The sequence below is a fragment of the Amycolatopsis sp. NBC_01286 genome, from assembly GCF_035982555.1.
Lineage (GTDB): Bacteria > Actinomycetota > Actinomycetes > Mycobacteriales > Pseudonocardiaceae > Amycolatopsis.
Map to the genome: position 1 here is coordinate 2141344 of NZ_CP108428.1, position 26070 is coordinate 2167413.

General features: G+C 70.9%; 26 protein-coding genes. 7 read left to right on the plus strand and 19 right to left on the minus strand.

Going from position 1 to position 26070, the window contains the following annotated elements; translation table 11 throughout:
- The first annotated feature begins 60 nt into the window (after positions 1-60).
- Positions 61-1302, plus strand: a complete 1242-nt coding sequence (locus OG570_RS10420; RefSeq protein ID WP_326956370.1) for an MFS transporter — start codon at positions 61-63, stop codon at positions 1300-1302.
- Here OG570_RS10420 and OG570_RS10425 read toward each other — a convergent pair.
- Positions 1269-2318, minus strand: coding sequence for a hypothetical protein (locus OG570_RS10425; protein ID WP_326945551.1), 1050 nt, complete (start codon positions 2316-2318; stop codon positions 1269-1271). The two genes, OG570_RS10420 and OG570_RS10425, sit on opposite strands and share 34 nt — an antisense overlap.
- A 166-nt stretch (positions 2319-2484) precedes the next feature.
- Here OG570_RS10425 and OG570_RS10430 point away from each other — a divergent pair, with 166 nt between their 5' ends.
- Complete coding sequence (locus OG570_RS10430) at positions 2485-3279, plus strand: DUF2470 domain-containing protein (RefSeq protein ID WP_326956371.1); 795 nt, start codon at positions 2485-2487, stop codon at positions 3277-3279.
- On the opposite strand, the gene OG570_RS10435 is transcribed toward OG570_RS10430, so the two are convergent.
- Positions 3271-3732 carry a PPOX class F420-dependent oxidoreductase gene (locus tag OG570_RS10435; RefSeq protein ID WP_326945549.1) on the minus strand — a complete coding sequence of 154 codons (462 nt, stop codon included), beginning with the start codon at positions 3730-3732 and terminating at the stop codon, positions 3271-3273. The genes OG570_RS10430 and OG570_RS10435 overlap by 9 nt on opposite strands.
- A 22-nt stretch (positions 3733-3754) precedes the next feature.
- Between OG570_RS10435 and OG570_RS10440 the strand changes: the two genes are divergently transcribed.
- The 3 genes from OG570_RS10440 (at position 3755) to OG570_RS10450 (ending at position 6552) form a co-directional block, all read left to right on the plus strand.
- Complete coding sequence (locus tag OG570_RS10440; RefSeq protein WP_326956372.1) at positions 3755-4567, plus strand: CPBP family intramembrane glutamic endopeptidase; 813 nt, start codon at positions 3755-3757, stop codon at positions 4565-4567.
- 95 nt (positions 4568-4662) lie between these two features.
- Positions 4663-5847 carry an arginine deiminase gene (locus OG570_RS10445; RefSeq protein WP_326959966.1) on the plus strand — a complete coding sequence of 395 codons (1185 nt, stop codon included), beginning with the start codon at positions 4663-4665 and terminating at the stop codon, positions 5845-5847.
- Between the two features lie 150 nt (positions 5848-5997).
- A complete protein-coding gene (locus tag OG570_RS10450; RefSeq protein ID WP_247059829.1) occupies positions 5998-6552 on the plus strand; it encodes a ferritin in 555 nt (184 codons plus the stop codon).
- Between the two features lie 77 nt (positions 6553-6629).
- Here the strand turns inward: OG570_RS10450 and OG570_RS10455 are convergent, their stop codons facing one another.
- The 4 genes from OG570_RS10455 to OG570_RS10470 all read right to left on the minus strand — a co-directional run bounded on the left by OG570_RS10455 (position 6630) and on the right by OG570_RS10470 (position 9578).
- Positions 6630-7454 (minus strand): hypothetical protein, encoded by an 825-nt coding sequence (locus OG570_RS10455; RefSeq protein ID WP_326956373.1) that lies wholly within the window; start codon positions 7452-7454, stop codon positions 6630-6632.
- Positions 7451-7963, minus strand: a complete 513-nt coding sequence (locus OG570_RS10460; RefSeq protein WP_247063846.1) for a SigE family RNA polymerase sigma factor — start codon at positions 7961-7963, stop codon at positions 7451-7453. The genes OG570_RS10455 and OG570_RS10460 overlap by 4 nt, the downstream gene beginning before the upstream one ends.
- A 202-nt stretch (positions 7964-8165) precedes the next feature.
- Entirely contained in the window at positions 8166-8519 is a 354-nt protein-coding gene (locus tag OG570_RS10465) for a DUF952 domain-containing protein (RefSeq protein WP_247059826.1), read from the minus strand.
- Positions 8520-8696: 177 nt separating this feature from the next.
- Positions 8697-9578 carry a DUF5926 family protein gene (locus OG570_RS10470; RefSeq protein WP_326956374.1) on the minus strand — a complete coding sequence of 294 codons (882 nt, stop codon included), beginning with the start codon at positions 9576-9578 and terminating at the stop codon, positions 8697-8699.
- Positions 9579-9631: 53 nt separating this feature from the next.
- On the opposite strand from OG570_RS10470, the gene OG570_RS10475 reads away from it, so the two are divergent.
- Positions 9632-10798 (plus strand): cytochrome P450, encoded by a 1167-nt coding sequence (locus OG570_RS10475; protein ID WP_326956375.1) that lies wholly within the window; start codon positions 9632-9634, stop codon positions 10796-10798.
- Between the two features lie 428 nt (positions 10799-11226).
- Here OG570_RS10475 and mca read toward each other — a convergent pair whose 3' ends face one another.
- Together mca and OG570_RS10485 are read right to left on the minus strand one after the other, a co-directional pair.
- The gene (gene mca, locus OG570_RS10480) at positions 11227-12066 is read right to left on the minus strand and encodes a mycothiol conjugate amidase Mca (protein WP_326956376.1); all 840 of its coding nucleotides are present in this window, start codon (positions 12064-12066) and stop codon (positions 11227-11229) included.
- Entirely contained in the window at positions 12063-13424 is a 1362-nt protein-coding gene (locus OG570_RS10485) for a DHA2 family efflux MFS transporter permease subunit (protein ID WP_326956377.1), read from the minus strand. Before OG570_RS10485 ends, mca begins: the two co-directional genes overlap by 4 nt.
- Before the next feature lie 94 nt (positions 13425-13518).
- On the opposite strand from OG570_RS10485, the gene OG570_RS10490 reads away from it, so the two are divergent.
- Entirely contained in the window at positions 13519-14115 is a 597-nt protein-coding gene (locus OG570_RS10490; RefSeq protein ID WP_326956378.1) for a TetR/AcrR family transcriptional regulator, read from the plus strand.
- Here OG570_RS10490 and OG570_RS10495 read toward each other — a convergent pair.
- The 11 genes from OG570_RS10495 to OG570_RS10545 form a co-directional block, all read right to left on the minus strand.
- A complete protein-coding gene (locus tag OG570_RS10495; protein ID WP_326956379.1) occupies positions 14112-15152 on the minus strand; it encodes a DUF4328 domain-containing protein in 1041 nt (346 codons plus the stop codon). The genes OG570_RS10490 and OG570_RS10495 overlap by 4 nt on opposite strands.
- A gap of 2 nt (positions 15153-15154) precedes the next feature.
- Complete coding sequence (locus OG570_RS10500) at positions 15155-15514, minus strand: rhodanese-like domain-containing protein (RefSeq protein ID WP_247059818.1); 360 nt, start codon at positions 15512-15514, stop codon at positions 15155-15157.
- 288 nt (positions 15515-15802) lie between these two features.
- Positions 15803-17431, minus strand: coding sequence for a solute symporter family protein (locus tag OG570_RS10505; RefSeq protein WP_326945539.1), 1629 nt, complete (start codon positions 17429-17431; stop codon positions 15803-15805).
- Positions 17428-17778 carry a DUF485 domain-containing protein gene (locus OG570_RS10510; protein WP_247059816.1) on the minus strand — a complete coding sequence of 117 codons (351 nt, stop codon included), beginning with the start codon at positions 17776-17778 and terminating at the stop codon, positions 17428-17430. The genes OG570_RS10505 and OG570_RS10510 overlap by 4 nt, the downstream gene beginning before the upstream one ends.
- A 206-nt stretch (positions 17779-17984) precedes the next feature.
- The gene (locus OG570_RS10515) at positions 17985-19775 is read right to left on the minus strand and encodes a sodium/solute symporter (RefSeq protein ID WP_326956380.1); all 1791 of its coding nucleotides are present in this window, start codon (positions 19773-19775) and stop codon (positions 17985-17987) included.
- 30 nt (positions 19776-19805) lie between these two features.
- On the minus strand, positions 19806-20327 hold the full coding sequence (locus OG570_RS10520; RefSeq protein ID WP_326945537.1) for a hypothetical protein: 522 nt from the start codon (positions 20325-20327) through the stop codon (positions 19806-19808).
- A gap of 13 nt (positions 20328-20340) precedes the next feature.
- Positions 20341-21177: a LytR/AlgR family response regulator transcription factor gene (locus OG570_RS10525; protein ID WP_326945536.1), complete on the minus strand. Its 837-nt coding sequence runs from the start codon at positions 21175-21177 to the stop codon at positions 20341-20343.
- Between the two features lie 90 nt (positions 21178-21267).
- Positions 21268-22683, minus strand: a complete 1416-nt coding sequence (locus tag OG570_RS10530; RefSeq protein WP_326956381.1) for a glycoside hydrolase family 16 protein — start codon at positions 22681-22683, stop codon at positions 21268-21270.
- Positions 22684-22800: 117 nt separating this feature from the next.
- Positions 22801-23925 (minus strand): TetR/AcrR family transcriptional regulator, encoded by a 1125-nt coding sequence (locus tag OG570_RS10535; protein WP_326956382.1) that lies wholly within the window; start codon positions 23923-23925, stop codon positions 22801-22803.
- 1 nt (position 23926) lies between these two features.
- A complete protein-coding gene (locus OG570_RS10540) occupies positions 23927-25525 on the minus strand; it encodes a long-chain-fatty-acid--CoA ligase (RefSeq protein WP_326959969.1) in 1599 nt (532 codons plus the stop codon).
- A 231-nt stretch (positions 25526-25756) separates the two neighbouring features.
- Positions 25757-26035, minus strand: coding sequence for a hypothetical protein (locus OG570_RS10545; protein ID WP_326956383.1), 279 nt, complete (start codon positions 26033-26035; stop codon positions 25757-25759).
- Between the last annotated feature and the right edge of the window lie 35 nt (positions 26036-26070).

Consider the following 26070-nt stretch of genomic DNA (forward strand, 5'->3'; position numbering starts at 1 on the left):
GTGGCTCGCCGCCACGGCGGTTGTTTGCCCCGCGGGCGTCTTCTTCGCTTTGCTCTCCGGGTGATGCGCAGGCGGTCGCTGGGACCGCGGTTCAGATGGCTGTGGACGGCTTACGCCGTCAGCACGCTCGGCACGTGGCTCGGGTTCGGCGCCTTTCCCCTGCTGGCGATCCTCGTGCTCCACAGCGGGCCGACGGCGGTTTCGGTGCTGGCCGCCGTCGGGCCCGCGGTGGGGGCGCTCGTGGCGGTGCCGCTGGGGCCGTGGATCGAGTTCCGGCCGAAGCGGCCGGTCATGGTGCTGATGGACGTGGTCCGGTTCGCGGCCCTGATGACCGTGCCGGTGGCCTACGCCCTCGGCTGGCTCGGTTTCACGCAGCTGCTTCTCGTGTCGGTCATCGTCGCCTCCGCCGACATCGCCTTCACAGCGGCGAGCGGCGCTTTCCTGAAGGCGCTGGTGCCGCCGGAAGACCTGCTCGTCGCGAACGGGCGGTTCGAGTCGACGACCTGGACGGCCACCGCGCTCGGCCCGCCACTCGGCGGCGCCGCGTTCGGGCTGCTCGGGCCGGTGACGACGGTGGTCGCCAACGCCGTCAGCTTCCTGCTTTCGGCGCTGGGGATCCGGGCGATCGGCGGGACGGAACCACCACCCGCGCGCACGGCGTCGCGGCTGCGGGCGAGCGATCTGGCCGCGGGGTGGCGCTTCCTGCTGACGCACCCGGGCCTGCGGCCGCTGCTGCTCAACACGTTGCTGTTCAACGGCCTGATCATGGGGACCGAGCCGCTGCTGGCCGTGCTCATGCTCGGGCAGCTCGGGTTCACGCCGTGGCAGTACGGGCTCGCGTTCGCGGTGCCGTGCCTCGGCGGGCTCGTCGGCTCGCGGCTGACCCCGCGGCTCGTCGCGCGGTTCGGCCGGCACAAGGTGCTGTGGACGTCCGGGGTACTGCGCGCGTTCTGGCTGCTCGGGCTGGCTTTCCTGCCCGCGGGCCCCGGCGGGCTCGCGTTCGTGATGGCCATCGAGTTCGGCCTGATCTTCTTCTGCAGCGTCTACAACCCGGTCCTGGCCACCTACCGGCTCGACCAGATCCCCGCCGACCGCGTCGCGCGGGCGCTGTCGGCGTGGTCGGTCAGCACCCGGGCCAGCATCGCGGCGATGACCGCGCTCTGGGGTGTGCTCGCCGGCTTCACGGGCCCGCGCGTCGCGATCGGCGTCGCCGGCGTGCTGATCCTGGCGACGCCGTTCCTGCTGCCCCGCCGCGACCGCACGCCCGCTCAGCCGAGCCGGACCGTCCCCAGCACCGGGTAGCCGGGGACGCCGGTGGCGGCGCGGCCCGGGCGCGGGACGCCGGCGATCCACAGCCGGCCGGTCGTCGCGACGTTCGCGGCCATCGACGCGTCGACGTCACGCAGCCGGAACGGGACGACCCGGCCGTCGGCGAGCATCGTCAAGCCGCTCACCCGGGCGGAGCCGTGCGCGCTCATCCGTACCGGGCCGTCCAGCACCGCGCGCAGCTCGGTCCAGTGCTCCGCCGGCTGCGGCCGGAGGTAGCCGACCGAGCGCGTCAGCACGGCGATCGCGCCCGCCAGCGCGACCACCGCGAACCCGGTGGCCGTCGAGACGGCGAACCCGGTCAGCCGGTCGTCCGCCGGGAAGTCGAGCCGCACCCAGGTCGCGAACCCGGCCAGGGCCAGCAGGAACGCGGCGGCCTCCCACAGCTCGCGGGCGAGCCGGCGCCGGTGCGCGGCGAGCACCGGGTCGAGCCGCGGCGAGCCGGACCACGCCGTGGGCGCGACGGCGACCGCGCCCGCGGGCGGCGCGTCGTGGATCCGGGCGCGGCGAACGCGCACGACGCCGGGGAAGCCGACGAACACCTTCGGGCCCGAGCCCAGCAGCCACACCCGCCGGTGCCCGGCCAGCAGCAGCCGGTACGCCTCGGTGAGCCGGATCCGCAGCCAGCGGCCGTCCGGCAGCCGGACGCCGACCGTCCGGCCCACGGCGACCAGGCCGTCCGCGGTGATGTCGACCGGCCGGAACGGCACGCGCTTCAGCCGCGTCTCGGGCACCCAGGCGCGGCCGCGGTAGATCCAGAACAGCTCGAAGACGCCGAAGAGCGCGACGATGGACACCGGCAGCGCGATGCCCGTCCCGGTGAAGAACTGGGTGACGCCGAGGAACACGAACGGCAGGCCGACCAGCCGCTGGTTCGCCGTGCTCCGGCCGATCCGGTCGAGGTACTCGCCGAAGATCGGCACCGCGCCGGACGGCATGGCGGGGTCGAACTCGAACGCGCGCACGCGTTCGGGAACCGGGACGATCTGCACGCTGGGCCCCCACCGTGTCGGCACTGGTCACCGACCCTTTCGGTAAAGCGGTCATCGGCGTTACCGGATGCTCCGTTCAGCGGAGCGGCCCGTGACCACCGCCGCGAACGAGCGACTACCCAGACCGGCGGATTCAGGTTAGGCTCACCTAAATAGGAGGTGAGCCGTGCCCGAAGCACCGACATCCATCCGCCGCCCGCCGGCCCCGAACCCCGCCGAGCGCGCGAAGACGATCGCGACCCGCAACGGCCCGGCGTCGCTGATGCCCACCTGCGAACGCGCCGGGCTGGAGTCCGAGCGCGTCGTCCCGGTCCTGCACCACGTGCACCACAGCGGCAGCGTGAGCGTGCTGCTGCCCGACGAGCACCCGATGGTCCGCGCGAGCAAGGAAACCCAGCGCGGCGAGCTGGCCGTGATGGTGGAGCTCGCCGACCAGGCGCCGGTCGACCTGCGCGAGCCGATCCGCGGCCTGCTCTGGATCACCGGCTGGCTGCGGCCGCTGTCGCCGGTCTCGGCCCGCGCGCGGGCGGTGGCGATCGCCGAAAGCCGGCCGGACGAGCGGCTCCTCGACGTCGGCCACGGCCTGACGCTGCTGCGGCTCACTCCCGCGTCACTCGTGCTCGCCGACGCCGAAGGCACGCACTCGCTGCGCCCGCACATGTTCAGCGCCGCGCCGCCGGACCCGTTCCACGACTACGAGGCCCAGTGGCTGCGGCACCTGGAAAGCGACCACTCCGACGTCGTCGAGCAGCTGGCGAAGCACCTGCCCGCGGACCTGCGCGGCGGCCGGATCCGCCCGCTCGGGCTGGACCGGTTCGGCCTGCGGCTGCGCGTCGAGTCCGACGCCGGCGACCACGACGTGCGGCTGGCGTTCTCGAAGTCCGTGGACAGCCCGCCGCAGCTCGCGGTGGAGCTGCGACGGCTCGTCGGCTGCCCGTTCCTGCGGGGCGCGTCAGGCTAGTTCGGCGGGGAAGCCGCCCTTCGCGAGCGGGCCCCAGCTCTCGATCGTCACGCGGATGATGCTTTTGCCCTGCTTGACCATGGCTTCGCGGTATTCGTCCCAGTCCGGGTGTTCGCCCGAAATGCTGCGGAAGTAGTCGACGAGCGGCTCGACCGAGTCCGGGATGTCCAGCACCTCGGCGGTGCCGTTGAGCTGGACCCACCGGTCGTTCCACTCGTCGGACAGGATGCAGGCCGACACCTGCGGGTTCCGCTTGATGTTCACGATCTTCGCGCGCTTCGGGTAGGTCGAGATGACCAGCCGGCCCTCGGCGTCGACGCCGCAGGTGACGGGCGAGAGCTGCGCGCCGCCGTCGGCCTTCGTCGTCAGCAGGATCGCGCGGTGGCGGGTGGACAGGAACTCGACCAGCTCGGCGCGGTCGACGGTCTCGTTGGTGGCGATAGTCCTGGGCATACGTCGAAGGTAGCGTGCGCGCATGACCTTCACCGCGCGATCGTGGCTGGCCCCGGCCCGCCCGGACTTCCCGGACGCGATCGAGGACCCGCGCGAGCGCAAGGCGATCAAGATCGAGCTGCTGATCGTCTTCGGGATCACGCTGGGCCTGTCCGGGGTGCGCAGCCTGCTGTCCCTTGTGGACTCCCTGCTGCAGCCCGCACCGCTGGCGCAGCAGCAGGTGCAGCTCAACGTGCCCCAGGCCGCGGCGAGCCTGATCGACCTGCTCAAGCAGCTGCTCTCGGCCGCGCAGCTGGTCGGCTGGGGCGCGCTCGGGCTGTACCTGCTGTGGCGCGCGGGCATGAAGATCACCCAGGTGGGGCTGGACCGCCGCTCCCCCGGCCGCGACGCGCTGCTGACCGTCGCGCTCGCCGCCGTCATCGGGATTCCCGGGCTGGCGCTGTACTTCATCTCCTACCACCTCGGCTTCAGCCTGGCGGTGCAACCGTCCACTTTGAACGACACGTGGTGGCGGCCGATCTCGCTGACGCTCTCGGCGTTCGGCAACGCCTTCGCCGAGGAAGTGCTGGTGATCGGGTACCTGCTGACCCGGCTGCGCCAGCTCGGCGTCCGCGAGAACAACGCGCTGTTCGGCGCGGCCGTGCTGCGCGGGTCGTACCACCTCTACCAAGGCTTCGGCGGGTTCGTCGGCAACCTGATCATGGGGCTGGTGTTCGGGCGGCTGTGGCAGAAGACCAACCGCCTGTGGCCGCTCGTCGCCGCGCACACGTTGTTCGACTTCGTGTCCTTCGTCGGGTACGCCCTGCTGAAGGGTCACGTTTCCTGGTTGCCCTGACAAGCACTGTGGCGCGAAGCGTCTCGCTTGAGGGTGGTGGCGGGGGCATGGATGGATAGAGTCGGGGGGTGATCGACGAAACGACACCTCCCCGGGTGGACAGCGAAGTCGGACCTCTGCGCGCGGTGCTGCTGCACCGGCCCGGCAACGAGCTCAAAAGGCTGACGCCCCGCAACAACGACCAGCTCCTGTTCGACTCGATCCCCTGGGTCGACCGGGCCCAGGCGGAGCACGACGCGTTCGCCGACGTGCTGCGCGGCCGCGACGTCGAAGTCCTGCTGCTGGCCGACGCGCTCCGCACGGCCCTCGAGGACACCCGCGCGCACGCGTCGGGCGTCCACGCGGCGGTCGACGACCGGCGTCTCGGCGGCGACCTGGCCGACTCGCTGCGGTCGCACCTTTCGGGCGTCGACGCGGCCGGCCTCGCCGAGGTGCTGATGGCCGGGATGACGTTCGAGGAGCTGCCGTCGGCCGAAGGCGCGTCGCTGGTGCGGATGATGAACCACCCGCACGACTTCGCCGTCGACCCGCTGCCGAACCTGCTGTTCACGCGCGACTCGTCGGCGTGGATCGGCGACCGGGTGGCCATCTCGTCGCTGACCATGCCCGCGCGGCGTCGCGAAACGGCCGTGCTGGACCTGATCTACGCCTACCACCCGTACTTCCGGCACGCCGCCCGCGCGTACGGCGCGCATTCGGCGCCGATCGAGGGCGGCGACGTCATGCTGCTGGCGCCGGGCGTGCTCGCCATCGGCGTCGGCGAGCGCACGACCGCGGCCGGCGCCGAGTCGCTGGCCCGCTCGGTGTTCGCCGACGGCATCGCGCACACCGTGCTGGCGGTGCCGATCGAGCAGTCCCGCGCGACCATGCACCTGGACACGGTGTGCACGATGGTCGACGCCGACGCCGTCGTGATGTACCCGCTGGCCCGCGACTCGCTGATGGCGTTCACCATCCGCCCGACCGGCGACGGCGGCGTCAAGGTGGCCGGGCCGACGCCGTTCCTGGCCGCCGCGGCCGAGGCGATGGAGATCGACCGGCTGCGCGTCATCGACACCGGCCTGGACCCGGTCACGGCCGAGCGCGAGCAGTGGGACGACGGCAACAACACGCTGGCCCTGGCGCCGGGCGTGGTCGTCGGCTACGAGCGGAACGTCGAGACGAACGAGCGTCTCGAAGCGGCCGGCATCGAGGTGCTGCCGATCGCCGGGTCCGAGCTGGGCTCCGGCCGGGGCGGCCCGCGCTGCATGTCCTGCCCGGTGCGCCGCGACCCTCTGTGAATTAAAGTAAGCCTTCCCTAAATGGCGTCGACAATTTAGGGAAGGCTTACCGAAATTAGGTTCGTCTTTCTTTAGGAATGGTAGCCTAATAGGGGGTAGATCACCACTCTGAAGTGGCATTGAATCGCATTCTGACGTACCGTAAGAGGCATGGCCCTCATCAACAAGAAAGAACCGCGCTCCAAGTTCTACGAACTGCTGCAGGCGCAGATCCACAACGAGTTCAACGCGTCCCAGCAGTACATCGCGCTCGCGGTGTGGTTCGACGCCGAGGACCTGCCGCAGCTGGCGAAGCACTTCTACAAGCAGTCGGTCGAAGAGCGCAACCACGCGATGGCGCTCGTGCAGTTCATGCTCGACCGCGACCACCACGTCGACATCCCCGGCACCGGGGAGGTGCGCAACGACTTCTCCGGCGTCACCGAGCTCATCGAGCTCGCGCTCGAGCAGGAGAAGGAGGTCGCCACCGACATCTCCACGATGGCCAAGGCGGCGCGCGCCGAAGAGGACTACATCAGCGAGCAGTTCACGCAGTGGTTCCTCAAGGAGCAGGTCGAAGAGATCTCGCAGATGAACACGCTGCTGACGATCGTCAAGCGCGCGAACGGCAACCTGTTCGAGGTCGAGGCGCACCTGCACCGCGAATCCGTCGGTGACGCCGGCGCGGACGCGCAGATGCCCCCGGTGGCCGGCGGGGCGCTCTAGAAGACTTCCCACCACGAAGACCGGAAAACCCGGGCTCTCCCCCTGTGGACAGCCCGGGTTTCCGTGTGCGGCGCCGGTCAGCCGGCGCAGTCCTGGTTGAGGCTCATCAGACTGGTCTGCACGACCCCGGTGTCGTCGAGCCGGAAGTGGTACTCCGAAGTGCTGCGGGCCGGGGCGACGATGCCGCCCGGCTCGGTTTTGGCCTCGGGGTAGGTGGCGAGCACCTGCTCCTTCGTGGACCCGGCGCCGACGCCCTCGGCGGTGTGCGCCGCCTGTTCCGGCGTGACGACGGTGAGCCCGACGGCCTTCGAGATGACGACGGTCGCCGCAGCCGGCACGCCGCTGCCTTGCGCCGTGTACGTGGAGCAGCTCGCGCCGGCCTGCTCGTCGCTGAACGTGACCCCCTGGGCCGTCAGCTCGGCCTCGGACATCCCCAGCTTGAGGGCGCCGAAGCCGTCCGAGGCGAGTAGTGGCCCGCTCAGGACGGCCGGGAGCTTCGACGGCGGCTGGGCCGACGACGGCGGCACCGTCCGCGAGGGCGAGGACCCCGCCGGCGGGGAGACGTCGATGTCCTGCGTGCTGGTCGGCTCGGGTGCCGGCGGCTGGGGCTGCCGGCCGGGCGTGAGGTTCTCCGGTGGTTTGACGCTGATCGAGGCGCCGTCGGCGGACATCACCGCGGTGCCTTCGTCCGTATGGAGCCGCACCACGGTGAGCCCCCCGGCGACGAACACCACGGCGGCCGCGACGCCGACCGCGGTCAGCGCGCCTTGACGACGGTGGCGACGGCGTCGCGCACCGGCGACGATGACCGTGCCGGCGTCGGGTGGCGGGGGCAAGTCGAGCCGCTCATCGGCGAACAGGGCGCGCAGGCGCTGCTCCAGTTCGTCCTCGGAGATGTTCAACCCGCGTCACTCCCTTCGCCTTCGCCGTCGGCCGCCTTCAGTTTCATCCGCAGCGACGCGATCGCCTTGCTGGCCTGGCTCTTGACGGTGCCCTGCGTGACACCGAGCGCACCGGCGATCTCCGCTTCCGAGAGACCTTCGTAGTAACGCAGCACCATCACGGCGCGTTGCCGCGGCGGCAGCGTTCGTAACGCGCGCCACAGCGGCTCGTGCTCGAACGGGTCGTCCGGAACGTGCGGATCGGTGTCCGGCAGGTCGGCCACCAGGTTCTCGCGGCGCGTGCGGCGCCACCGGCTGACGTGCGCGTTCGCCATCGAGCGGCGGACGTAGGCCAGCGGGTCGCCGGTCTTCTCGTGCACGTAGGTCCAGCGTGAACCCATCTTCTCGAGCACGGTCTGGACCAGGTCCGCCGCGTCGTGCGGGTTGCCGGTCAGCGCGTGGCCGTAGCGCAGCAACCCCGGCAGCACGGCCTGCACGAAGTCCCCGAAGTCGGCGAGCTCACCCGGCAACGTCGCGGCCCTCCCTCGGCCTGCGCTGGTCACCCAGGTATCTCCCCCGGTGAAGACGGGTGCCGCAGCGGTCACCGTATCGCCTCCCATCGGGGTCGGGTAGCCAGAAGCCGAGTCACCTTCCTCCCCAACACGCATCACAACCCCCTCAGGTTGCCCGCGTCCCCGCACGAATGTCGGAGACGCTCTGACGTGCTCCGCGTCAGCGGAGCGCGAGCGACTCCGGCAGCCGGAAGCCGCCGTCCGCCACTTCGGTGAACTCGTGGACGTCCACGACGGCGGCACGCGGGATCGGGCCGTACACGTGCGGGAACCAGACCCCGGCCGGATGCGGCGGCTCGCCGTCCTCCCAGCGGACCGGGACGCCCAGCTTCGCCGGGTCGATCTCGAGCAGCACCAGGTCGGTCCGGCCCTGGTAGAGCGCGTTGGCCGGCAGGTGCGCCGTACCGAAGTCGGAGCAGTGGATGAACCCGACGTCATCCAGCGACGGCGCCCGGTATTCACCGCCCTCGACGGCCTCGGCCCAGTCGGCCGCCCCGCAGATGTGGAGTATCACGCCGAGAATGGTCCCACCAGCGCGATCCGGCGGCGGTGTCTCGTGCGCCACATAATGCCTGGTTGAACGCTCATCGAGCGTGTGGAAGAGCACCCGGTGAAACCGGCAGTCCGGTGCCGGATGACGAAAGGGCCGCCCCGTGTGGGACGGCCCTTTCGTGGCTTTCGTGGCTCTCGGTCAGCGCAGGGTGAGCTGACGGCCGATCAGGCCGTCACGCGCCCGCCGCTCGGCGGCGTTCAGCGGCTCGGCGTCGAGGGACTTGAGCGCCGTGTCGAGACGGGCACCCAGGGCGTCCTTCGCGTCCGCCCACTCGCGGGCGTGGGCCTCGGAGTCGAGGTCCCAGACCGGGACGAGCAGGCCGTGCGCCCGGAACGAACCCGCGTAGCGCGAGCCCTCACCGAGGCCCAGTTCACCGGCCGCGGACAGCCGCGCCAGGGCCTGGAGCAGCAGGTTCTCCGGCTCCGGACGGACCCAGCGCAGGTGCGCCTTCTCGCCGGCGAGCACCCAGTAGGCGCCGAAGCCGAGCCGCTCGGTCGGCATGATCGCGGCGTTGGCGCGCTCGAGGGACACCGCGACGTCACCGGTGGCGTCCGCGTCCTCGGGCAGCCACCACGCGAAGTCGCTGTGCAGCGTGACGTCGAGCTCGGCGCCCGGCGTCAGCAGGTCCTGCAGCCGGGTGTGCTCGTCGGCCTCCGGCGGGGTGGTGGTGTCCGGCACGCCGAGGACGTCGCCCTCCTTGGCGTCCAGCAGCCACTTCAGCGAGCGGCCGAGGTCGCGGCTGATGTCGGAGGACCGGGTCTGCACCTGCAGGCCGAGGTAGCGCTCACCGTCGGAACGGACGAACGCGGCCGCGGCCATCGGCAGCACGGTGGCGATGGTGACGTCCCCGCCGTCGGCGAGGGTGAGCTTGGCCGTCGCGGACGGCACGAACTCACGCAGCGCGATCAGCTCGGGCTCCGCCGCCAGCCCTTCGAACGGCTGCCCGACGAAGACGTCGCGCACCTTCGGCTTGCGGTCCGACGCCTGCTTGGGACCCTTCTTGCGCGCGCCCTTGCCCACGGCTGCCTCCTCTGGCTCGGCCTGGAACGCTATCGAAGGGTTAGTCTCGCGACGTGTTCGACCCCCGCGATCCTGACTTCCTCGAAGACCCGTACCCCGCCTTCGCGGCCCTCCGCGCACAAGGCGACGTCCATTTCCACGAGGAGCTCGGCCTGGCGTTGGCGGTGTCGCACGCCGCGTCGTCGGCCGTGTTGCGCCACCGCGGGCTGGGCCGGATCTGGCAGGACGCCCAGCCGCTCGAGCGGTTCGCCTCGTTCAACCTGCTGCACCGCAACTCGCTGCTGGAGAACGAGCCGCCGGCCCACACCCGGCTGCGCCGCCTGATCGCGGGCGCGTTCGGCCGCGGCCACGTGCAGCGCCTGCGCCCGATGGTTGCGACGCTCGCCGCCAAGATGGTCGACGACCTGGCCGCGGCCATCGCCACCGACGGCAGCGCGGATCTGCTGGAGCACCTCGCCCAGCCGCTGCCGGTCGCGGTGATCGCCGAGCTGCTCGGCGTCCCGGGCACCGACGGGCCGCGGATGGTGCAGCTGTCCAACGCGATCGTGAAGATGTACGAGTACGACCTGCCCGAAGAGGGCCGGGACGCCGCCGAGCAGGCCGCCGGCGAGTTCGTCTCGTACATCCGCTCGGTCGCGGCTTCCCGGGCCGCCGCGCCCGGTGACGACATCATCAGTGACCTCCTGCGAAGTGAGCTGACGCCCGACGAGCTGGTCGCGACGGCGGTGCTGCTGCTGATGGCCGGCCACGAGGCGACGGTCAACGTGCTCGGCAACGGCATCACGGCCCTCCTCACGCATCGGGACCAGTGGGATCGGCTGCTGGCGACGCCGACGTTGCTAGATCCGTGCGTCGAGGAGCTGATCCGGTTCGACGCACCCCTGCAGCTGTTCGAGCGGACGGCGACCGAGGACGTCACGGTCTCCGGCTTCGAGGTGAAGCGCGGCCAGAAGATCGGCGCGCTGCTGGGCGCCGCGGCTCGCGACCCGAAGGTGTTCGAGGAGCCGGACCGCCTCGACATCGGCCGGACCCCGAACGCGCACCTCGGCTTCGGCATGGGGATTCACTACTGCGTGGGCGCTCCTCTCGCTCGGGTGGAGATCGCGGCGGCGCTGACCGCGCTGACGGAAAAGCTGCCGGGGCTGCGGCTGGTGGAGACGCCGCCGAGACGGCCGGAGTTCGTGATCCGCGGGTTGCGGGAGTTGCGGGTCACGGCCTGAGTTGCGGACGCGAGGCTGGCGCTGGGTGAGCCGCAGCTTGTACGGGCCCGCGGCTGCGGTGGTGCTCGTGTTACCCGCGGCGCCGGTCCAGCCGGTGGCTGATCTGCTGCGGTGGTCGCCATGGTCTGGGACGTGAGCCGCGGTCTGCGAGGGCGGTCGCCGTAGCGGTGGGAAACCCGCGCAGCGAACGCAGTGGCCCGACTGCAGGGAACCTCCGGACTGCGCGGACAGTCGGCGTAGCGAGGGGCGGAGACCCGCGGGGCGAACGCGGTGCCTCGACTGCAGGAACCTCCGGACTGCGTGGGGCGGTCGCCGTAGCGGGCTGGGAGGCCTGCGTGGCGAACGTGGCGGCTCGGCTGGAGGAACCTTTGGCCTGCGTGGACAGTCGCTGTGGTGGGGTGGGTGAGCCGCGGTAGGTGGGTGGCGGGTCATGGGGTGAGTCCTGCGAACAAGTCTGTCTCCAGGTCGGGGCCTGGCGCTGGGTGGGCTCGGTGGTAGTCCTCGAAGGGCCAGGTCTCTCGCTCGATTTCGCGCGAGTGGCTGAAGAACGGGTGCGCCGGGTCGACCTGGGTGGTGTGGGCCAGGAGTGCACGGTCTCGGGTTGCGAAGTGCTTCTCGCAGCGGATTTGGGTGATGATCGGCAGCTTGTCTTCGGGCGGTAGTTCGTCCAGGACCGGGCCCATGGCCGATGTGAGGCCTGCGGCAAGGGTGGCCTTGTGGATGGCCTCGAACCACGCTCGGCTCAGGGTTGCCTGGTAGTAGAGCTTTTGCGGGCGCCATGGGTTGCCGGGGTAGCGGGTGGGGTCGGCGGCCGCTGCGAGTGCCTCGATCGTCGCCTCGTGGGTGCGGATGTGGTCCGGGTGGGGGTAGCCGCCCGTTTCGTCGTACGTGATCACCACGTGCGGGCGGAACTCCCGGATCAGTGCGACCAGTGGGGCGGCCGCCTCTTCCAGTGGCAGGGCAGCGAACGAGCCTTCGGGTGGTGGCTCACCTTCGGCTGGAAGGCCGGAGTCTGTGTGGCCCAGGAACTGCTGGCGGACGCCCAGGATCTCGGCCGCCGCGGCCATTTCCCGGCGGCGGATGGCTGGGAGGTCGGCGCGGGTTTCGGGGGTGTCGAGGGCTGGGTTGAGGACGTCGCCGCGTTCGCCGCCGGTGCACGTTGCTACCAGGACGTCGACGCCTTCGGCGGCGTAGCGGGCGAGGGTTGCCGCGCCTTTGCTGGACTCGTCGTCGGGGTGGGCGTGGACGCTCAGGAGGCGGAAGGTCATGCCAGGCTCCCCTTCGGACTCGAGGACTTCGGGAAGAACGCTGCGGGGACGAGGGTCAAGGCCGACACCGCCAAGGCCCACGTGAAGGTGGTGCCGAACGCCGTGGGGGCGGCGGTTCCGGCCAGTTCGTGGTGGAGGATCGCCGCCAGGAGCGCGGTGCCCAGGGAGCCGCCGATGCGGTTGACCACGTTGAACGCGCTCGCCGCTCGGGGGATGCGGGATCGCTCCAGGGAGCCGTAAAGCGTGGTTATGCCTGGGGTTGTCGCCGCGCCCAGGCCCGCGCCGCGGATCAGCAGCGACACGGTCAGCAGGACGCCGCCGGGAGACGAACCCAGCTGCGTGAACGCGATCGTGCCCAGCAGGGACAACGTGATCCCGGCCAGCATCATCGTGCGGGGGCCGAACCGGGCCAGCAGGCGGCCACCCATGAGCAGCACCGCTGCCGAACCCACCGCTTGGGGAGCCAGGAGCAGGCCCGCCTGCAACGCGCTCGCGTGGTCCACCTGCTGGTAGTACAGCGGGAGCAGCAACATCGAGCTGTACAGCGACGCGCCCAGCAGGAACGTGCTTGCGCTGGCGACCGCGAAACCCTTGTCCCGGAACAACTTCAGGTCCAGCACCGCCGATCGGGCCCGGGCCGCGTGGACGCCGTACGCGAGCAGCAACGCCGCTCCGGCGACCGCGGCCACGACGACGCCTTCGGCCAGGCCGTACACGAACGCGCCCAGCCCTGGGGACAGCAGCGCGATCCCCCGGACGTCGAGTGGTTCGCGTATGCCACCCGGTTCCGGGGCCGGGAGCAGGCGACGGGCGAATACGAACGTCGCCACGCCCAGCGGGACGATGCCGAAGAACATCCAGCGCCAGCCGAAGCCGGCGACGAGAGCGCCGCCGAGCATCGGGCCAAGGGCCGGGGCGACCGTGGCCGGCAGGGTGATCACGCCGATCATGCGCCCCAGCGCCGGGCCCGCTTCCTGCGCGAACACCGCCTGGCCGACCGGCTGCATCAAGCCGCCGACCAGGCCGTGGAGCACCCGGAATGCAATCAGCGCGGGTGCCGACCACGCGAAGCCGCACAGCAGCGTGCCCGCCGTGAAGAGCGCGACCGCGGTCAGCCAGACCGCGCGGCCGCCGAACCGGTCGGTCAGCCAGCCCGACAGCGGGATCGCCGCCGAAGCCGCCAGCAGGTACGCGCTGGCGACCCACTGCACGGTCGTCAGCGGGCTGCGCAGGTCACGGGCGATCGAGTCGATCCCGACGGTCACGATCGTGGCGTCGAGGATCGACAGCACCGCGCCCATGATCAGCACACCGCCGAGGCGCCAGAGCGCTTTGTCCGGCCGGACTGCCGTGGTCATGCCCACCCCCGTTCACTAGGTCCGACCTCAGATTAGGTCGAACCCACTCGATGGGTCAAGCACAAGTTTGGGTCCGACCCAGTAGGGTGACGGCATGAGCGAGGGACTCCGGGCCCAGAAGAAGCACGAGACCAGGAGGAACATCTCCGACGTCGCGACCGGCCTGTTCATCCGGAACGGCTTCGAGGACGTGACGATCGCGGAGATCGCCGCCGAGGCGCGGGTGGCCAAGATGACGGTGACGAACCACTTCCCGCGCAAGGAGGACCTGGTCTTCGACATCCGCGCGGACTTCGCGGCCTGGCCCGCGTCACTGATCCACGACAGCGCCTTCCACGACACGCGCGAGATCTACTTCGAGGCCCTGGGCGCCGAACACGCGCTCGTCGGCTTTTCGGGCCGAGGGTTCGCGCGGATGATCAAGGAGAGCCAGGTCCTGACGAACGCGCTGCACGAGATGCACCGCGAGCGCGAGGAGGCGCTCACGCACCTCCTGATCGGCCGGCACCCTGAGCGGGAGCTCGGACCGGTGCTGGCCGCCGCGCACCTCGCGACCGTGCTGCGGGTGCTCTTCCAGGAGGTCTTCGACCGGACGCTCGAAGACGAGCCCGCGAAGCAGATCGCCGCCGCCGTGTGGCCCCTCGCCGAACAGGCCTTCGACCAGCTGGAGCCGGTCTTCGGGACCTACTAGCGCGCCGCGCCGGCCGGGCGCTTGGTCCGCAGCTCGGGCTCGGGCGCGCCGTCGACCTTCAGCACACGCAGCTCGCGCACGCCCATCGCGTCCGACGGCGCCAGCAACGCCGTGAACCGCCGCACGACCAGCGCCGTCACGACCGCGAGCGCGGCCGCCGCGAGGTCGGTCAGCGCGACCAGGACGACGCTGTCCGCCATCGACTGCACGTCGGTGCGGAAGCGCCAGACGATCGTCACGCCCAGCATGATCCAGTTCAGCAGCCAGGCGCCCCACCAGACGAGCACCTGGCGGGACGGCTTCGGCCGGACGTCACGCGCGCGGCCCAGCACCGCGTGCTCCAGCTCGCCGACGATCGACAGCGCCATCGGCAGGTTCGCGATCGGCACCAGGATGCCGACCAGCACCTGCCACACCGGGCGCGGCGGGTCGTCGCCCGAGGCGTCCGCGGCCGCGTGCCGGGCGACCAGCAACCACCAGACCGACAGCCCCGCCGGCAGCAGCGCGAGGATCGAGGCGAGCAGGCCCGCGGTGAGCACGAAGCCGTCGGAGAACGCGACGACCGAGCGGGTCAGCGCGGAGTCGCGGCCCTGGACGAGCAGCACGTACCGCCAGACCTCGGCGCCGGCGGCGACCACCGTGAGCACCGAGAACGCGAAGAGGATGCCGACCAGGCTGCGGCTGAGCACCCGCACGCGGTCGATCGGGCGGACGGCGTCGGAGGCCGTGCCCGGGACCGACGTCGGCCGGCGCCAGACCAGGTTCGGGAAGCCCCAGCGCGGCGGCACCGGGTAGGACGGCGGGCCGTAGTAGCGCTCGGGGGCCACCGCCCGACGGCGCGGCCACGCGCCGGGCGGTGGGGTGGCCACCCAGCGCAGCTTCGGCCGGTGGACCGGACGGCGGTGGTACGGGTACGGCTCCGGGTGCGCGGCCAGCGCGCGGCCCTGCAGCTGCTGCGGGTTCGGCGGCGGCACGGCCGGGCGCGGCCAGTACCCGGGTGGGTACGGCTGTCCCGCCGGAGGCTGACCCGGGTGCAAGGCTAGATCACTTCGGGATCGATGCCGGGGTGCTCGCCGACCATCGGCCGCCCTTCGCGGTGCCACGCGCCCATGCCGCCGGCGACGTTCACCGCGTCCCAGCCGCTCTGGTTCAGCCACGCCGCCGCGCGGGCGGACCGGCCGCCGCTGCGGCAGATCACGTGGATCGGCTGGTCGTCGGGCAGGTCGGTCAGCTCGCCGACGCGGGCCGGGAGCTCCCCCATCGGGATGTGCACGGCGCCGGGCGCGTGCCCGGCGGCCCACTCGTCGTCCTCGCGGACGTCAAGCAGCACGAGACCGTCTTGGGGCAGGTCGCGGACCTCGGCGGTCGGCAGTTCAGCGGGGCTCACCACGTTGACCATGCTGCCATGTCAGGGCGTTGCCCGCGTGTGAGGTGTGCGTACGAACGGTCCGTTCGCGACGGAAGAGGCGCGAACGGGCCGTTCGTGCTGGAAAGCGCGGCCGGATCCGGGTGCCGGAACCCGGATCTCGCGTGATTGACGGCGGATCTCGCGTGATCGGAGCCGGATCTCGCGTGATTGGGGGCGGATCTCGCGTGATTGGGGGCGGATCTCGCGTGATTGGCGGGGCGACACGGCGAAGGGGGCCTTCCGCACGCCAGTGCGGAAGGCCCCCTTCCTGACTTGGAGCTAGTGCGAGACGGCTTTTTCGGCGCCCGCGCCCGTCAGGGCCCGTACCTCCATCTCGGCGTACTTCTTCTTGTTGTGCTCCTTCGACAGGACCGTGCCGAGCCAGCCGAGGAAGAACGCGATCGGGATCGAGAACAGCCCCGGGTTGTCGAGCGGGAACCAGTGGAAGTCGACGCCCTGGATCATCGACGCGCTCTTGCCCGTCTTGGCGTCCACCGGCTTCCCGGAGACCGCCGGTGAGAACACGATCAGCACGATCGTCACCAGCAGGCCGCCGTAGATCGACCACAGCGCGCCCTGGGTGTTGAACCGCTTCCAGAACAGCGAGTAGAGGATCGTCGGCAGGTTCGCCGACGCCGCCACCGCGAACGCCAGGGCCACGAGGAACGCCACGTTCTGCGTCTTCGCCAGGATGCCGCCGACGATCGCGACCGCGCCGATCACCAGCGCGGTGATCCGCGCGACGCGCACCTCCGAGCCCGGCGACGGCTTGCCCCGCTTCACCACGCTGGCGTAGACGTCGTGCGCGAAGGACGCCGACGCCGTGATCGTCAGGCCCGCCACCACCGCGAGGATCGTGGCGAACGCGACGGCGGAGATGAACCCGAGCAGCACCGGGCCGCCCAGCTCCAGCGCCAGCAGCGGCGCCGCGGAGTTCGTCGTGCCCGGGGCCTTCGCGATCTTCTCCGGCCCGACGATCGCGCCGGCGCCGTAGCCCAGCACCAGCGTGAACAGGTAGAAGATGCCGATCAGCACGATGGCCCAGACCACCGAGCGCCGGGCGTCCTTGGCCGTAGGGACCGTGTAGAAGCGCATCAGGACGTGTGGCAGGCCCGCGGTGCCCAGCACCAGCGCGACGCCGAGCGACAGGAAGTCCAGCTTGGTCGTGCCGGTCTTGCCGTACTGCTTGCCCGGGTCGAGCAGCGCCGCGCCGCCCTTGCCGCCCTTGTCGACGGCGGCCTGGAACAGGTCGGACAGGTTGAAGCCGTACTTCCCCAGCACCCACAGCGTCATCGCGAACGCGCCGACGATCAGCAGCGCGGCCTTGATGATCTGCACCCAGGTGGTGCCCTTCATGCCGCCGATCAAGACGTACAGGATCATGATCACGCCGACCACGGCGATCACCAGGTCCTGCCCGAGCTCGCTGTCGATGCCGAGCAGCAGGTTGACCAGACCACCCGCGCCCGCCATCTGCGCGAGCAGGTAGAAGAACGAAACGGCCAGCGTCGAGACGGCCGCCGCGGCGCGCACCGGACGTTGTTTCATCCGGAACGCGAGCACGTCGCCCATCGTGAACTTGCCGGTGTTGCGCAGCAGTTCCGCGACCAGCAGCAGCGCGACGAGCCAAGCGACCAGGAAGCCGATCGAATAGAGGAAGCCGTCGTAGCCGTTGACCGCGATCGCGCCCGCGATGCCGAGGAACGACGCCGCCGAAAGATAGTCACCGGAAATCGCGATGCCGTTCTGCGGGCCGGTGAACGCTCGCCCGGCGGCGTAGTAGTCGGACGCCGTCTTGGTGTTGCGGCTGGCCCGGAACACGATCACCAGCGTGATCGCGACGAAGACCAGGAAGATGATGATGTTGAGGGTGGAGTTGGAACCCTCCACGCCCGCGGCGAGGTTCATCGGCCGGGGTCTCCTTCGATGCTCGCGCGGATCTCGTCGGCCACCGGGTCGAGCTTCCGGTTGGCGTAGCGCACGTACAGCCCCGTGATGACGAACGTCGACACGAACTGCAGCAGGCCGAAGACCAGCCCGACGGTGATGTTGCCGGACAACCTGGTGCTCATGAACCCGTGCGCGTAGTCGGCGAGCAGGACGTAGAGCAGGTACCAGAGCAGGAACAACGCCGTCATCGGGAACACGAAGACGCGCAACCGCCGGCGCAGGCCGGTGAACTCGGGGCTTTCCTGGATCCTCTCCCACTCGGTCTGCGACTCCGCGCCACCGACGTCTTCCTCGGTGCTGCTCACAGAAGATCTCCACCTTTCCCGTTTTTTCGTACTGTCCGTACTGTTTGAAGCCAACGGACCGTAAAGAGTTAACGGCGTGGTTGGTAAGCCCCCAATCGGGCGCTTGACCTTCTGTAGAAAATCCGCTTGAGATTCGTGTGGGATGTCCGTTTAGCGGACGGGTGATCACTCGATCGGGTAATGCGTTCTCACGGCGAGTCAGCGAATTACTTGCGGTGCCGTCCCCGACCGGCGACCCGGGTCTTCTCCTCGGCTTGACCGAATCGGGCGACAGCGCGGTCGTGCATGAAGCCGAGCGGGTCCGGAGCGTGTAGGCGCAGCATGATGTCGTGCACGTGGTCCGGGCGACCGTAGCCCGTGACGCGGCTGACGAGGTACGTCGTGACGAACGCGACCGGCACGGTGATCAGCGCCGGCTGGGCGGCGAACCACGGCGCCCAGCCCCCGGTGTAGCCGCTCACGATGTTGACGACCAGCGCGGCCAGCACCAGGCCACCGCCGACGAACATCCCGGCCAGCGCACCGGGCCAGGACAGCTTGCGCCACCAGATGCCCAGCACGAGCAGCGGGCTGAACGTCGACGCCGCGAGCGCGAACGTCATCCCCACCGACAGCGAGAGGTCCTCCGGCCGCAACAGCACGGCCAGGGCGACCGGGAACAGCGCGACCAGCACGGTCGCCACGCGGAAGTCGCGCACCCGGCCGGGCAGCAGGTCCGTCGACACCACGCCGGCCACGCTCACCAGCAGCCCGGACGTGCTGGACAGGAACGCCGCGAACGCGCCGGCCGCGGTGACCGCGCCGAGGATCTGGCCGCTGACGCCCGGCAGCATCGCCGAGGGCAGCCGCAGGATCGCCGCGTCCGTCTTGCCGGTGACCAGCAGCTCCGGCACGTACATCCGGGACAGCGCGCCCAGCAGCGTCGGGAACAGGTAGAACAGGCCGAGCAGCAGCAGGACGTGCACGGTGGTCCGGCGCGCGGCCTTGCCGTCGGGGTTGGTGTAGAAGCGGACCAGCACGTGCGGCAGGCCCATGGTGCCGAGGAACGTCGCGAACATCAGCGAGTACGTCTGGAGCAGGTCGGTCAGGCTGCCCGACCCCGGGTGCAGCCAGTTCCCGTTGTCGGCGACGGCGTCGGCGACCACCGGCACCGGCGTGCCGGCCAGGAACTTCAGCTTGGTGCCTTCGGCGACCGTGTGCGGGGCCAGCGGGGTCCAGTGCGTCGGCCCGGCGGCCGGGCCGTTGTCCGCGAAGCCGTACGCGTAGAGGAACGTGTCGGAGGTGACGTGCAGGGTGACGTCGGTCTGGACGTCCACCGTGGTGTCGGTGGTGAACACCGGCGGGGCGGCCGTGCCGAGCGGGCGGAAGCCGTCCGGGCCGCCGCCGGAGAAGAACACCATGCACAGCACGAACGCGGGCACCGAGATCGCGAACAGCTTGAGCCAGTACTGGAACGCCTGGACGACGGTGATCGCGCGCATCCCGCCGGCGATCACGTTGAACGCCACCAGGACCATCACGACGACCGCGCCCGCCCAGGCCGGCACCGGCAGGATCGTCGCGAGCGTCAGCCCGGCGCCCTGCAGCTGCGGGACCATGTAGAGGATCCCGATGAACACGACGAACGCAGTGGAGAACCGGCGCAGGCCGATCGAGCCGAGCCGCATCTCGAGGAAGTCCGGCAGCGTGTACGCGCCGGAGCGCCGCAGCGGCGCGGCGACGAAGAGCATCAGCGCGAGGTAACCGGCGGTGAAGCCGATCGGGAACCACAGCGCGTCGGCGCCCTCCTTGAGCACGATGCCGGCGATGCCGAGGAACGACGCCGCGGACAGGTACTCACCGGAGATGGCGGCCGCGTTGCGCCGCGACCGCACGGTGCGCCGCGCGACCAGGAAGTCGTGCGTGCTCGTGGCGGACCGCGAAGAGCGGTGACCGAGGTAGAACGTCACCACGGCGACCAGCACGATGCCGGTCAACGCCCACGGGTTCAGCTGCACGGAGGAATCCTCGCACGGGGAGGCGCGAAACTAGTTTTCGATCATGTCCACGAAGGCGCGCTCGTTGCGCTCGGCCAGCCGGTTGTACCAGAGGCCGACGCCGAACAGGAACGGGAACGGCAGCACGCCGAGGATCAGCCACGCCACCGGGATGCCGGCCAGGCTCAGCCGGGAGAACCCGGGGAGCAGGTAGAACAGCACCGGCAGCGAGCCGAACACCACGACGACCAGCAGGGACAGCAGCAACGCCGTCCGCAGCTGCACCTTCACCAGGTGGTCCCGGACGAGCAGCTTCCCCCAGCTGGTCTGTTCCTCCAGCTCGACGCGGGCCCGCAGGGTGCCGGCGCCGCGCTTCGGGTCGCTGAGGATCACGCGTTCGCGCTTGGGTTTCGCGTGCTGCTCGTGCTTCGCCGGCTCGTCCGGCGCCGGTGGCAACGGCTCGACGACGGCCTGCTCGGTCGGCTGCGGCAGCGGCCGCTGCGGGCGCCGGCCGAGCGTCGGATCGGGCTCGCGCACGCCGTTCGCGCGGCGGTCGTAGAAGTCTTCGGTCATGCCCGGTCCCGGCTCAGCCGTTCCGGCCCGAACCGACCAGCCGGTCCTTCAGGGCCCGGGTGTGCCGCCGGCTGACCGGCAGCACCTTCTCCTCGTTGCCGATCACGACCTGGTAGCCGCCCTGGCCCATCCGCAGCTCGGTGATGAGCGGCAGCGCGACCAGGAACGACCGGTGGATCCGGACGAACCCGGCCTTCTCCCAGCGCTCCTCGAGCTGCGCCAGCGGGATGCGGACCAGGTGGCTGCCTTCGGTGGTGAACAACCGCGCGTAGTCGCCCTGGGCCTCGACCCAGCGGACCGAGGAACGCGGGATGAGCTTGGTGGTGCCGGCCAGCTCGACCGGGATGACCTCGTCGTCGTTCTTGACGCCGGGCTCGCCGCCGACGGCACCGGCGGCCGGCGCCGCGGCCGAGGCCAGCTTTTCGATGACGCGCGTGATCGCGCGGTCGAGGCGGTCCTGCTGGTACGGCTTGAGCACGTAGTCGAGCGCGCCGAGGTCGAAGGCGTTGACGGCCTCTTCGGCGTGCCCGGTGACGAACACCAGCGCGGGCGAGGGCCGGAGCGCGGCGAACACCCGCGACATCTCCATCCCGGACAACCCGGGCATGTCGATGTCCGCGAAGACGGCGTCGACGATCGGCAGGCCGCGCTCCTTGCGCTCGCGTAGCCTCGGGTCGTCGGTCGACAGCAGCCTCAGTGCCTCCGACGCGTCGATCGCCGGGAACACCTTCGCCACGTGCGGGCTGTTGCGCAGGCAGTGGACGAGTTCGTCCAGACCTCGAGGCTCGTCGTCCACAGCCAGGACCACGAGCTTCCGGGTGTCATCGTGAGCACTCACAGTGAAACGCATCCTGCCCATTGCCGAGTGCAATGTCCAGCCCCCGTCCGCCTGAAGTGAGAGGCACCCGCGGGCGGTGGCGCCGCCCGCGGGTGCTCGTAATCAATGCACGAAGGTGAACCAGTTGAGGTTCACGAAGTCGGCGGGCTGGCCGCTCGTGAACGTCAGGTACACGTTGTGCACGCCCGTCACGGCGCTGGTGTTCGCCGGCACCGTCCGCCAGGTCTGCCAACCGCCCGTGCTGCCGACAGCGAAGCTCCCGACCGGTGCGTTGGACAAGCTGTCCAGCCGGACTTCCACCAATCCGCTGACCCCGTTCGCGGCACCGGACGCCACGCGCGCCTGGAAGTTCGTCGCCGCGCTGCTCCCAAAATCAACGCCGCTGTAGAGCGCCCAGTCGCCGTTGCCCGCCGGGCCGATGTTCTGGCCGCCGCCGGTGTCGGTGGTCGTCTGCTTGGCCAGGCCGTTCTGCTGGCTGTACGACTCGGCCTGGATGGTGCTGTACGCGCTGCTCCCACCGGACGGCGGCGTCGTGGTCGTGGTCGGCGGGGTCGTCGGGGTGGTCGTGCCGCCACCGCCGGAGCCGCGGGTGCTCACGGTGACGTAGTCGACGACCATCGGGTGCCCCGGCACGATCCCCGCGCCCGGCGTCGTGGTGCCGGAGTTGTTGTTGGGGAACGCGCCGCCGATGGCGACGTTCAGCAGCACGAAGTAGCCGGCGTGGCTCGTCATGTTGGCCCAGGTCGTGGCGTCGACCTGGTTCTGGCTGACCGAGTGGAACTGCTGCCCGTCGACGAACCAGCGAAACACCTGAGGGCTGACGCTCGCGTCCCATTCGAAGCGGTAGGTGTGGAAGCCGGCCTGGCACGTCGCGCCCGGGCAGGCCCGGTTGTTGACGATGCCGGTGGTCTCGTTGCAGGGGCCGCCGGGGTTGACGCCGCAGTGCATGACTCCCCAGACGGAGTTGATCCCGTTGACGTTCTCCATGATGTCGAACTCGCCGATGGCGGGCCAGTTCCACCAGTTGCCGCGGTACGGGCCGCCGAGGGCCCAGAAGGCCGGCCAGTAGCCGAGCGCGGCGGCGCCGGTGACGTTCGGCATCTGGATGCGGCTCTCGATCCGCATCACCCCGCCCGCCGGCGGCTTGAAGTCGGTGCGCTGGGTTTCGATCCGCCCGGACGTCCAGTTGCCCGCGCCGTCGCGCAACGGCGTGATGCGGAGGTTGCCGGAGCCGTCGAGGGCGAGGTTGGACGTGCTCGACGTGTAGTTCTGGATCTCGCCGGTGCCCCAGTTGCCGGGGCCGCCGGGGTAGGCGTGGCCGGTGTCGATGATCCAGTTCGAACCGGATGGCAAGGCGCCGGAGCCGCCGGTGAAGTCGTCGGCGAACACCGTCGTCCAGCCGGACTCCGGTGGCGGGATGGACGCCGACGCGGGCAAGGTGAGCGGGATGGCGATGAGCGCGGCGCCGGCCAGGGCGCCGAGGGCCAACCGTGTCGAGGTGCGGGAGAGGTGAGGCATCGGGGACGACCTCCTCGTCGAACCGGATTTGTTGCGGGTCACAACAAAGCCCGTGACGAGGAGACCTCCCCGGGCGGAGTGATCGCCAGGGGCGTTACGAAGCAAGAGTGATACAGGTCACAAAGTCTGCCCTGAAGTACTCGAAACGGACAGTTCCAACAGGGCCGATCCGACGACGCCGAGAGCGTCTTCAACGCCCGGCAGCGTGCGCAGGTGCGGTGTGCGGGCGACGTCGTTGACCACCGTGAGCGCGGCTTGGACCCGCACGCGCGCCGGGTCCGCGCCGAGGTCCGGGTGGCCGTCGAGCAGCAGCCGGACCCACGCCTCGACGTACTCGCGCTGAGTGCGGCGCAGCTCGTGCCGCTCGGGTTCCGGCAGCAGCCCGACCTCGGTGATCAGCAGGTCGACGACGTCGTGGTGGGCCAGTGAGTACCCGGCGTACGACCGCAGCAGGGCGGGCAACGACGCCGTCCGCAAGCCGTCGCCGAGTGCGTCGGCCCCGGTGCGCAGGGCCGTCATCAGCAGCTCGGCCTTGCTCTCGAAGTGGTGGTAGACGCTCGGCCCGGTGATCCCGGCCGCCGCGCCGACCTCCTCGATGGCCACGCTGTGGAAGCCGCGCTCGGCGAAGAGCCGGGTCGCGGTCGTCAGCAGCAGCGCCCGCCGGTTCGCCGGCTCGACGACCGGGGCGGCCGTGCGTTCCCCCAGGTCCGGGAGATCGGCGGCGGCGACCGCGCCGGCCAGCGATGTCATCAGCTCGTCGTAGGCCGGGCGCGGCAGGTCGACGCGCTGGAAGGAGACGCTGACCAGCACCGCGAGCACCGACCAGGCCAGCAGCCCGGCCTGGTCGGCGGTCAGCTCCCGGCGCCGGTCGCGCAGCTGCCCGGTGAGCTGCCCGGCCAGCCGCCGCAACGGCTCGCCGACGCGGTGACGCTCGGCCGGTTCGAGGTGGCGGGACTCGCGTTGCCACAGGACCCCGACGTCGCGCCGGTCGAGCGCACCGGCCGCCAGGTCGGCGAAGTCGGTGACGGCGAGCGCGGTCAAAGCGTCTTCGACCACCGCGGCGAGCAGTTCCTGCTTGCCGCGGAAGTGCCGGTACAGCGCCGACGGGCCGATCGCGACGGCGTCGGCGATGTCGCCTATCGCGACGTGCGGGTAGCCGCGGCGGACGAACAGCTCGGCGGCCGCGGCCACGATCAGCGCGCGGCGGTTGCGCGGCCGGGTGCCGCGGGCGGGTGCGGACAACTCAGTGGACCCCGCGGTCGCCGTCGGTCCAGTGGCGCTTGCGCAGCTCGCGCTTGAGGATCTTGCCCGCGCCGGACATCGGGAGGGCGTCGGTGAACTCGAACGTGCGCGGCACCTTGTAGCCCGCGATCGCCTCGCGGCAGAAGTCGCGCAGCTCGTCGCCGGTCGCCTCCCGGCCGTCGAGCAGCACGACGACGGCGTGCACCCGCTCGCCCCACCGCTCGTCCGGCACGCCGATCACCGCGCACGCGGCGACGGACGGGTGCTTCGCGAGCGCGTTCTCCACCTCGGCCGAGTACACGTTCTCGCCGCCGGACACGATCATGTCCTTGATCCGGTCGACGACGAAGACGTAGCCGCGCTCGTCCATGTAACCGCCGTCGCCGGTGTGCATCCAGCCGCCGCGCAACGCGGTCGCCGTCTCCTCCGGCCGGTTCCAGTAGCCGAGCATCACGTGGTCGCCGCGGCAGACGATCTCGCCGACGCCGCCGCGCGGCACCTCTGCGTCGTCGACGTCGACGATCCGCACCTCGGCGTGCGGCGCGGCCCGCCCGGCGGCCCGGCGCAGCGCCGGGTCGTCGTGGTCCTCGGCGGACAGCAGCGTCGCGACCGGCGAAAGTTCCGTCATGCCGTACGCCTGCACGAAACCCGCACCGGGGAAGACTTTCCGGGCGCGGTCGAGCACGGCTTCGGAGATCGGCGAAGCGCCGTAGACGACGTGCTTCATCGACGTCAGGTCGTGCCTCGCGACGTCCGGGTGGTCGACGAGCAGCTGGATCATCGTCGGCACCAGCAGCGTGTCCGTGACGCCCCGGCCGCTGATCGCCTCGAGCACCCCGGCCGGGGTGAACATCGGGACGATCACGTGCGTGGCGCCGACGAGCTGGCCGGCCGCCCAGGCCGCGCCGTCGGCCAGGTGGAACATCGGCGCGGCGTGCAGCAGCTTGCCGCGGGCGGTGAGGAACCGGCCGGTGGCGAGGCTGCCCAGCGCCGACGTCAGCAGGTTGCGGTGGCTGAGCATGACGCCCTTGGGTGTGCCCGTGGTGCCGCCGGTGTAGTAGACGCCGAGCAGGTCGTCGCCTCCGCGACGCGCGTCGTCGACCGGATCGGCGCCGGCGACGAGGTCCTCGTAGCTCAGCATCCCGTCCGGCGTCGGCGTCTCGCCGATGTGGACGACCGTGGTCACGCCGGCTTCGCGCAGCTTCGGCACCATCGGGACGAAGGCGTCGTCGACGAGCAGCACGCGCGTGTCGGATTCGGTGAGCGAGTAGGCGATCTCCGCCGGGCTCCAGCGGATGTTGATCGGGTTGAGCACGGCGTTCGCCCACGGCGTCGCCAGGAGGTACTCGTGGTAGCGATCGGAGTTGAGGGCGAGGATCCCGACGCGGTCACCGGCGCCGACACCGAGCTCCTTGAGCGCCCCGGCGAACCGGGCCACGCGCCCGGCGACCTCGCCGACGGTCCGGACCCGCTCGCCGAACTCGGTCATCGGCCGGTCCGGCCCTTGCTGCACGGCCTGGTGAAGGGTCTGCGTGAGGTGCATCCGCCGCTCCTTTGCGGTCCGGTCCCCTAGCGCTGATTCACATAGCCTAGCGCCGATTCACTTAGGGGACCAGACCTCGACGGCCACAAGAGCCGTCGAGGGAGGGGGTCAGAGACCGAAGCGGGACCAGGCGGCCTTCTCACGCGTGGCGGAGGCGCCCTTCGACTTGCGCCGGTGCGCCGGAATGTCCGGAGCGGTGGGCGTTCGGCGAGGCCGATCCATACCTGCCGCGTGGTGGACTTCGCGGACTGACAGAGGGTTTCCCAGCCTTCGCCGCCTAGGCATCGCTCAGACGTCCGTGAGGCCCGGGACGGGACCGAAGTCCTCCTCGATCGGGCCGCTGAGCTTGCCGGCGAGTACCGGATCGGCGTGAATGGCGGCGGTGCTGCGCCACTCCGTGATCGCCTGCGCGAGGACCGACCACTGCCCGAGCTCCGCGGAAGCCTGAAAGGCGCGCGCGAAGTCGTGGACGAACTGCGCCTGCTCCGCCTCGGGCAGGACGTCCACCCACGGAAACTCTTCGAGAAGGGCCATCGCCGCCACGTCGTGCGGCAGGTGCGCCAGCACGCGCCGCGGCCACCGAGCCTTCCGACGCCCGAGAC

Coding starts and splice junctions, on each gene's coding strand:
- OG570_RS10500 (WP_247059818.1), bottom strand. CDS start 15,514: ATGGTCAACGTGGTGAGCCCCGCTGAACTGCCGACCGCCGAGGTCCGC.
- OG570_RS10520 (WP_326945537.1), bottom strand. CDS start 20,327: ATGACCGAAGACTTCTACGACCGCCGCGCGAACGGCGTGCGCGAGCCC.
- OG570_RS10490 (WP_326956378.1), top strand. CDS start 13,519: ATGAGCGAGGGACTCCGGGCCCAGAAGAAGCACGAGACCAGGAGGAAC.
- OG570_RS10435 (WP_326945549.1), bottom strand. CDS start 3,732: ATGCCCAGGACTATCGCCACCAACGAGACCGTCGACCGCGCCGAGCTG.
- OG570_RS10530 (WP_326956381.1), bottom strand. CDS start 22,683: ATGCCTCACCTCTCCCGCACCTCGACACGGTTGGCCCTCGGCGCCCTG.
- OG570_RS10505 (WP_326945539.1), bottom strand. CDS start 17,431: ATGAACCTCGCCGCGGGCGTGGAGGGTTCCAACTCCACCCTCAACATC.
- OG570_RS10485 (WP_326956377.1), bottom strand. CDS start 13,424: ATGACCACGGCAGTCCGGCCGGACAAAGCGCTCTGGCGCCTCGGCGGT.
- OG570_RS10440 (WP_326956372.1), top strand. CDS start 3,755: ATGACCTTCACCGCGCGATCGTGGCTGGCCCCGGCCCGCCCGGACTTC.
- OG570_RS10450 (WP_247059829.1), top strand. CDS start 5,998: ATGGCCCTCATCAACAAGAAAGAACCGCGCTCCAAGTTCTACGAACTG.
- mca (WP_326956376.1), bottom strand. CDS start 12,066: ATGACCTTCCGCCTCCTGAGCGTCCACGCCCACCCCGACGACGAGTCC.
- OG570_RS10525 (WP_326945536.1), bottom strand. CDS start 21,177: ATGCGTTTCACTGTGAGTGCTCACGATGACACCCGGAAGCTCGTGGTC.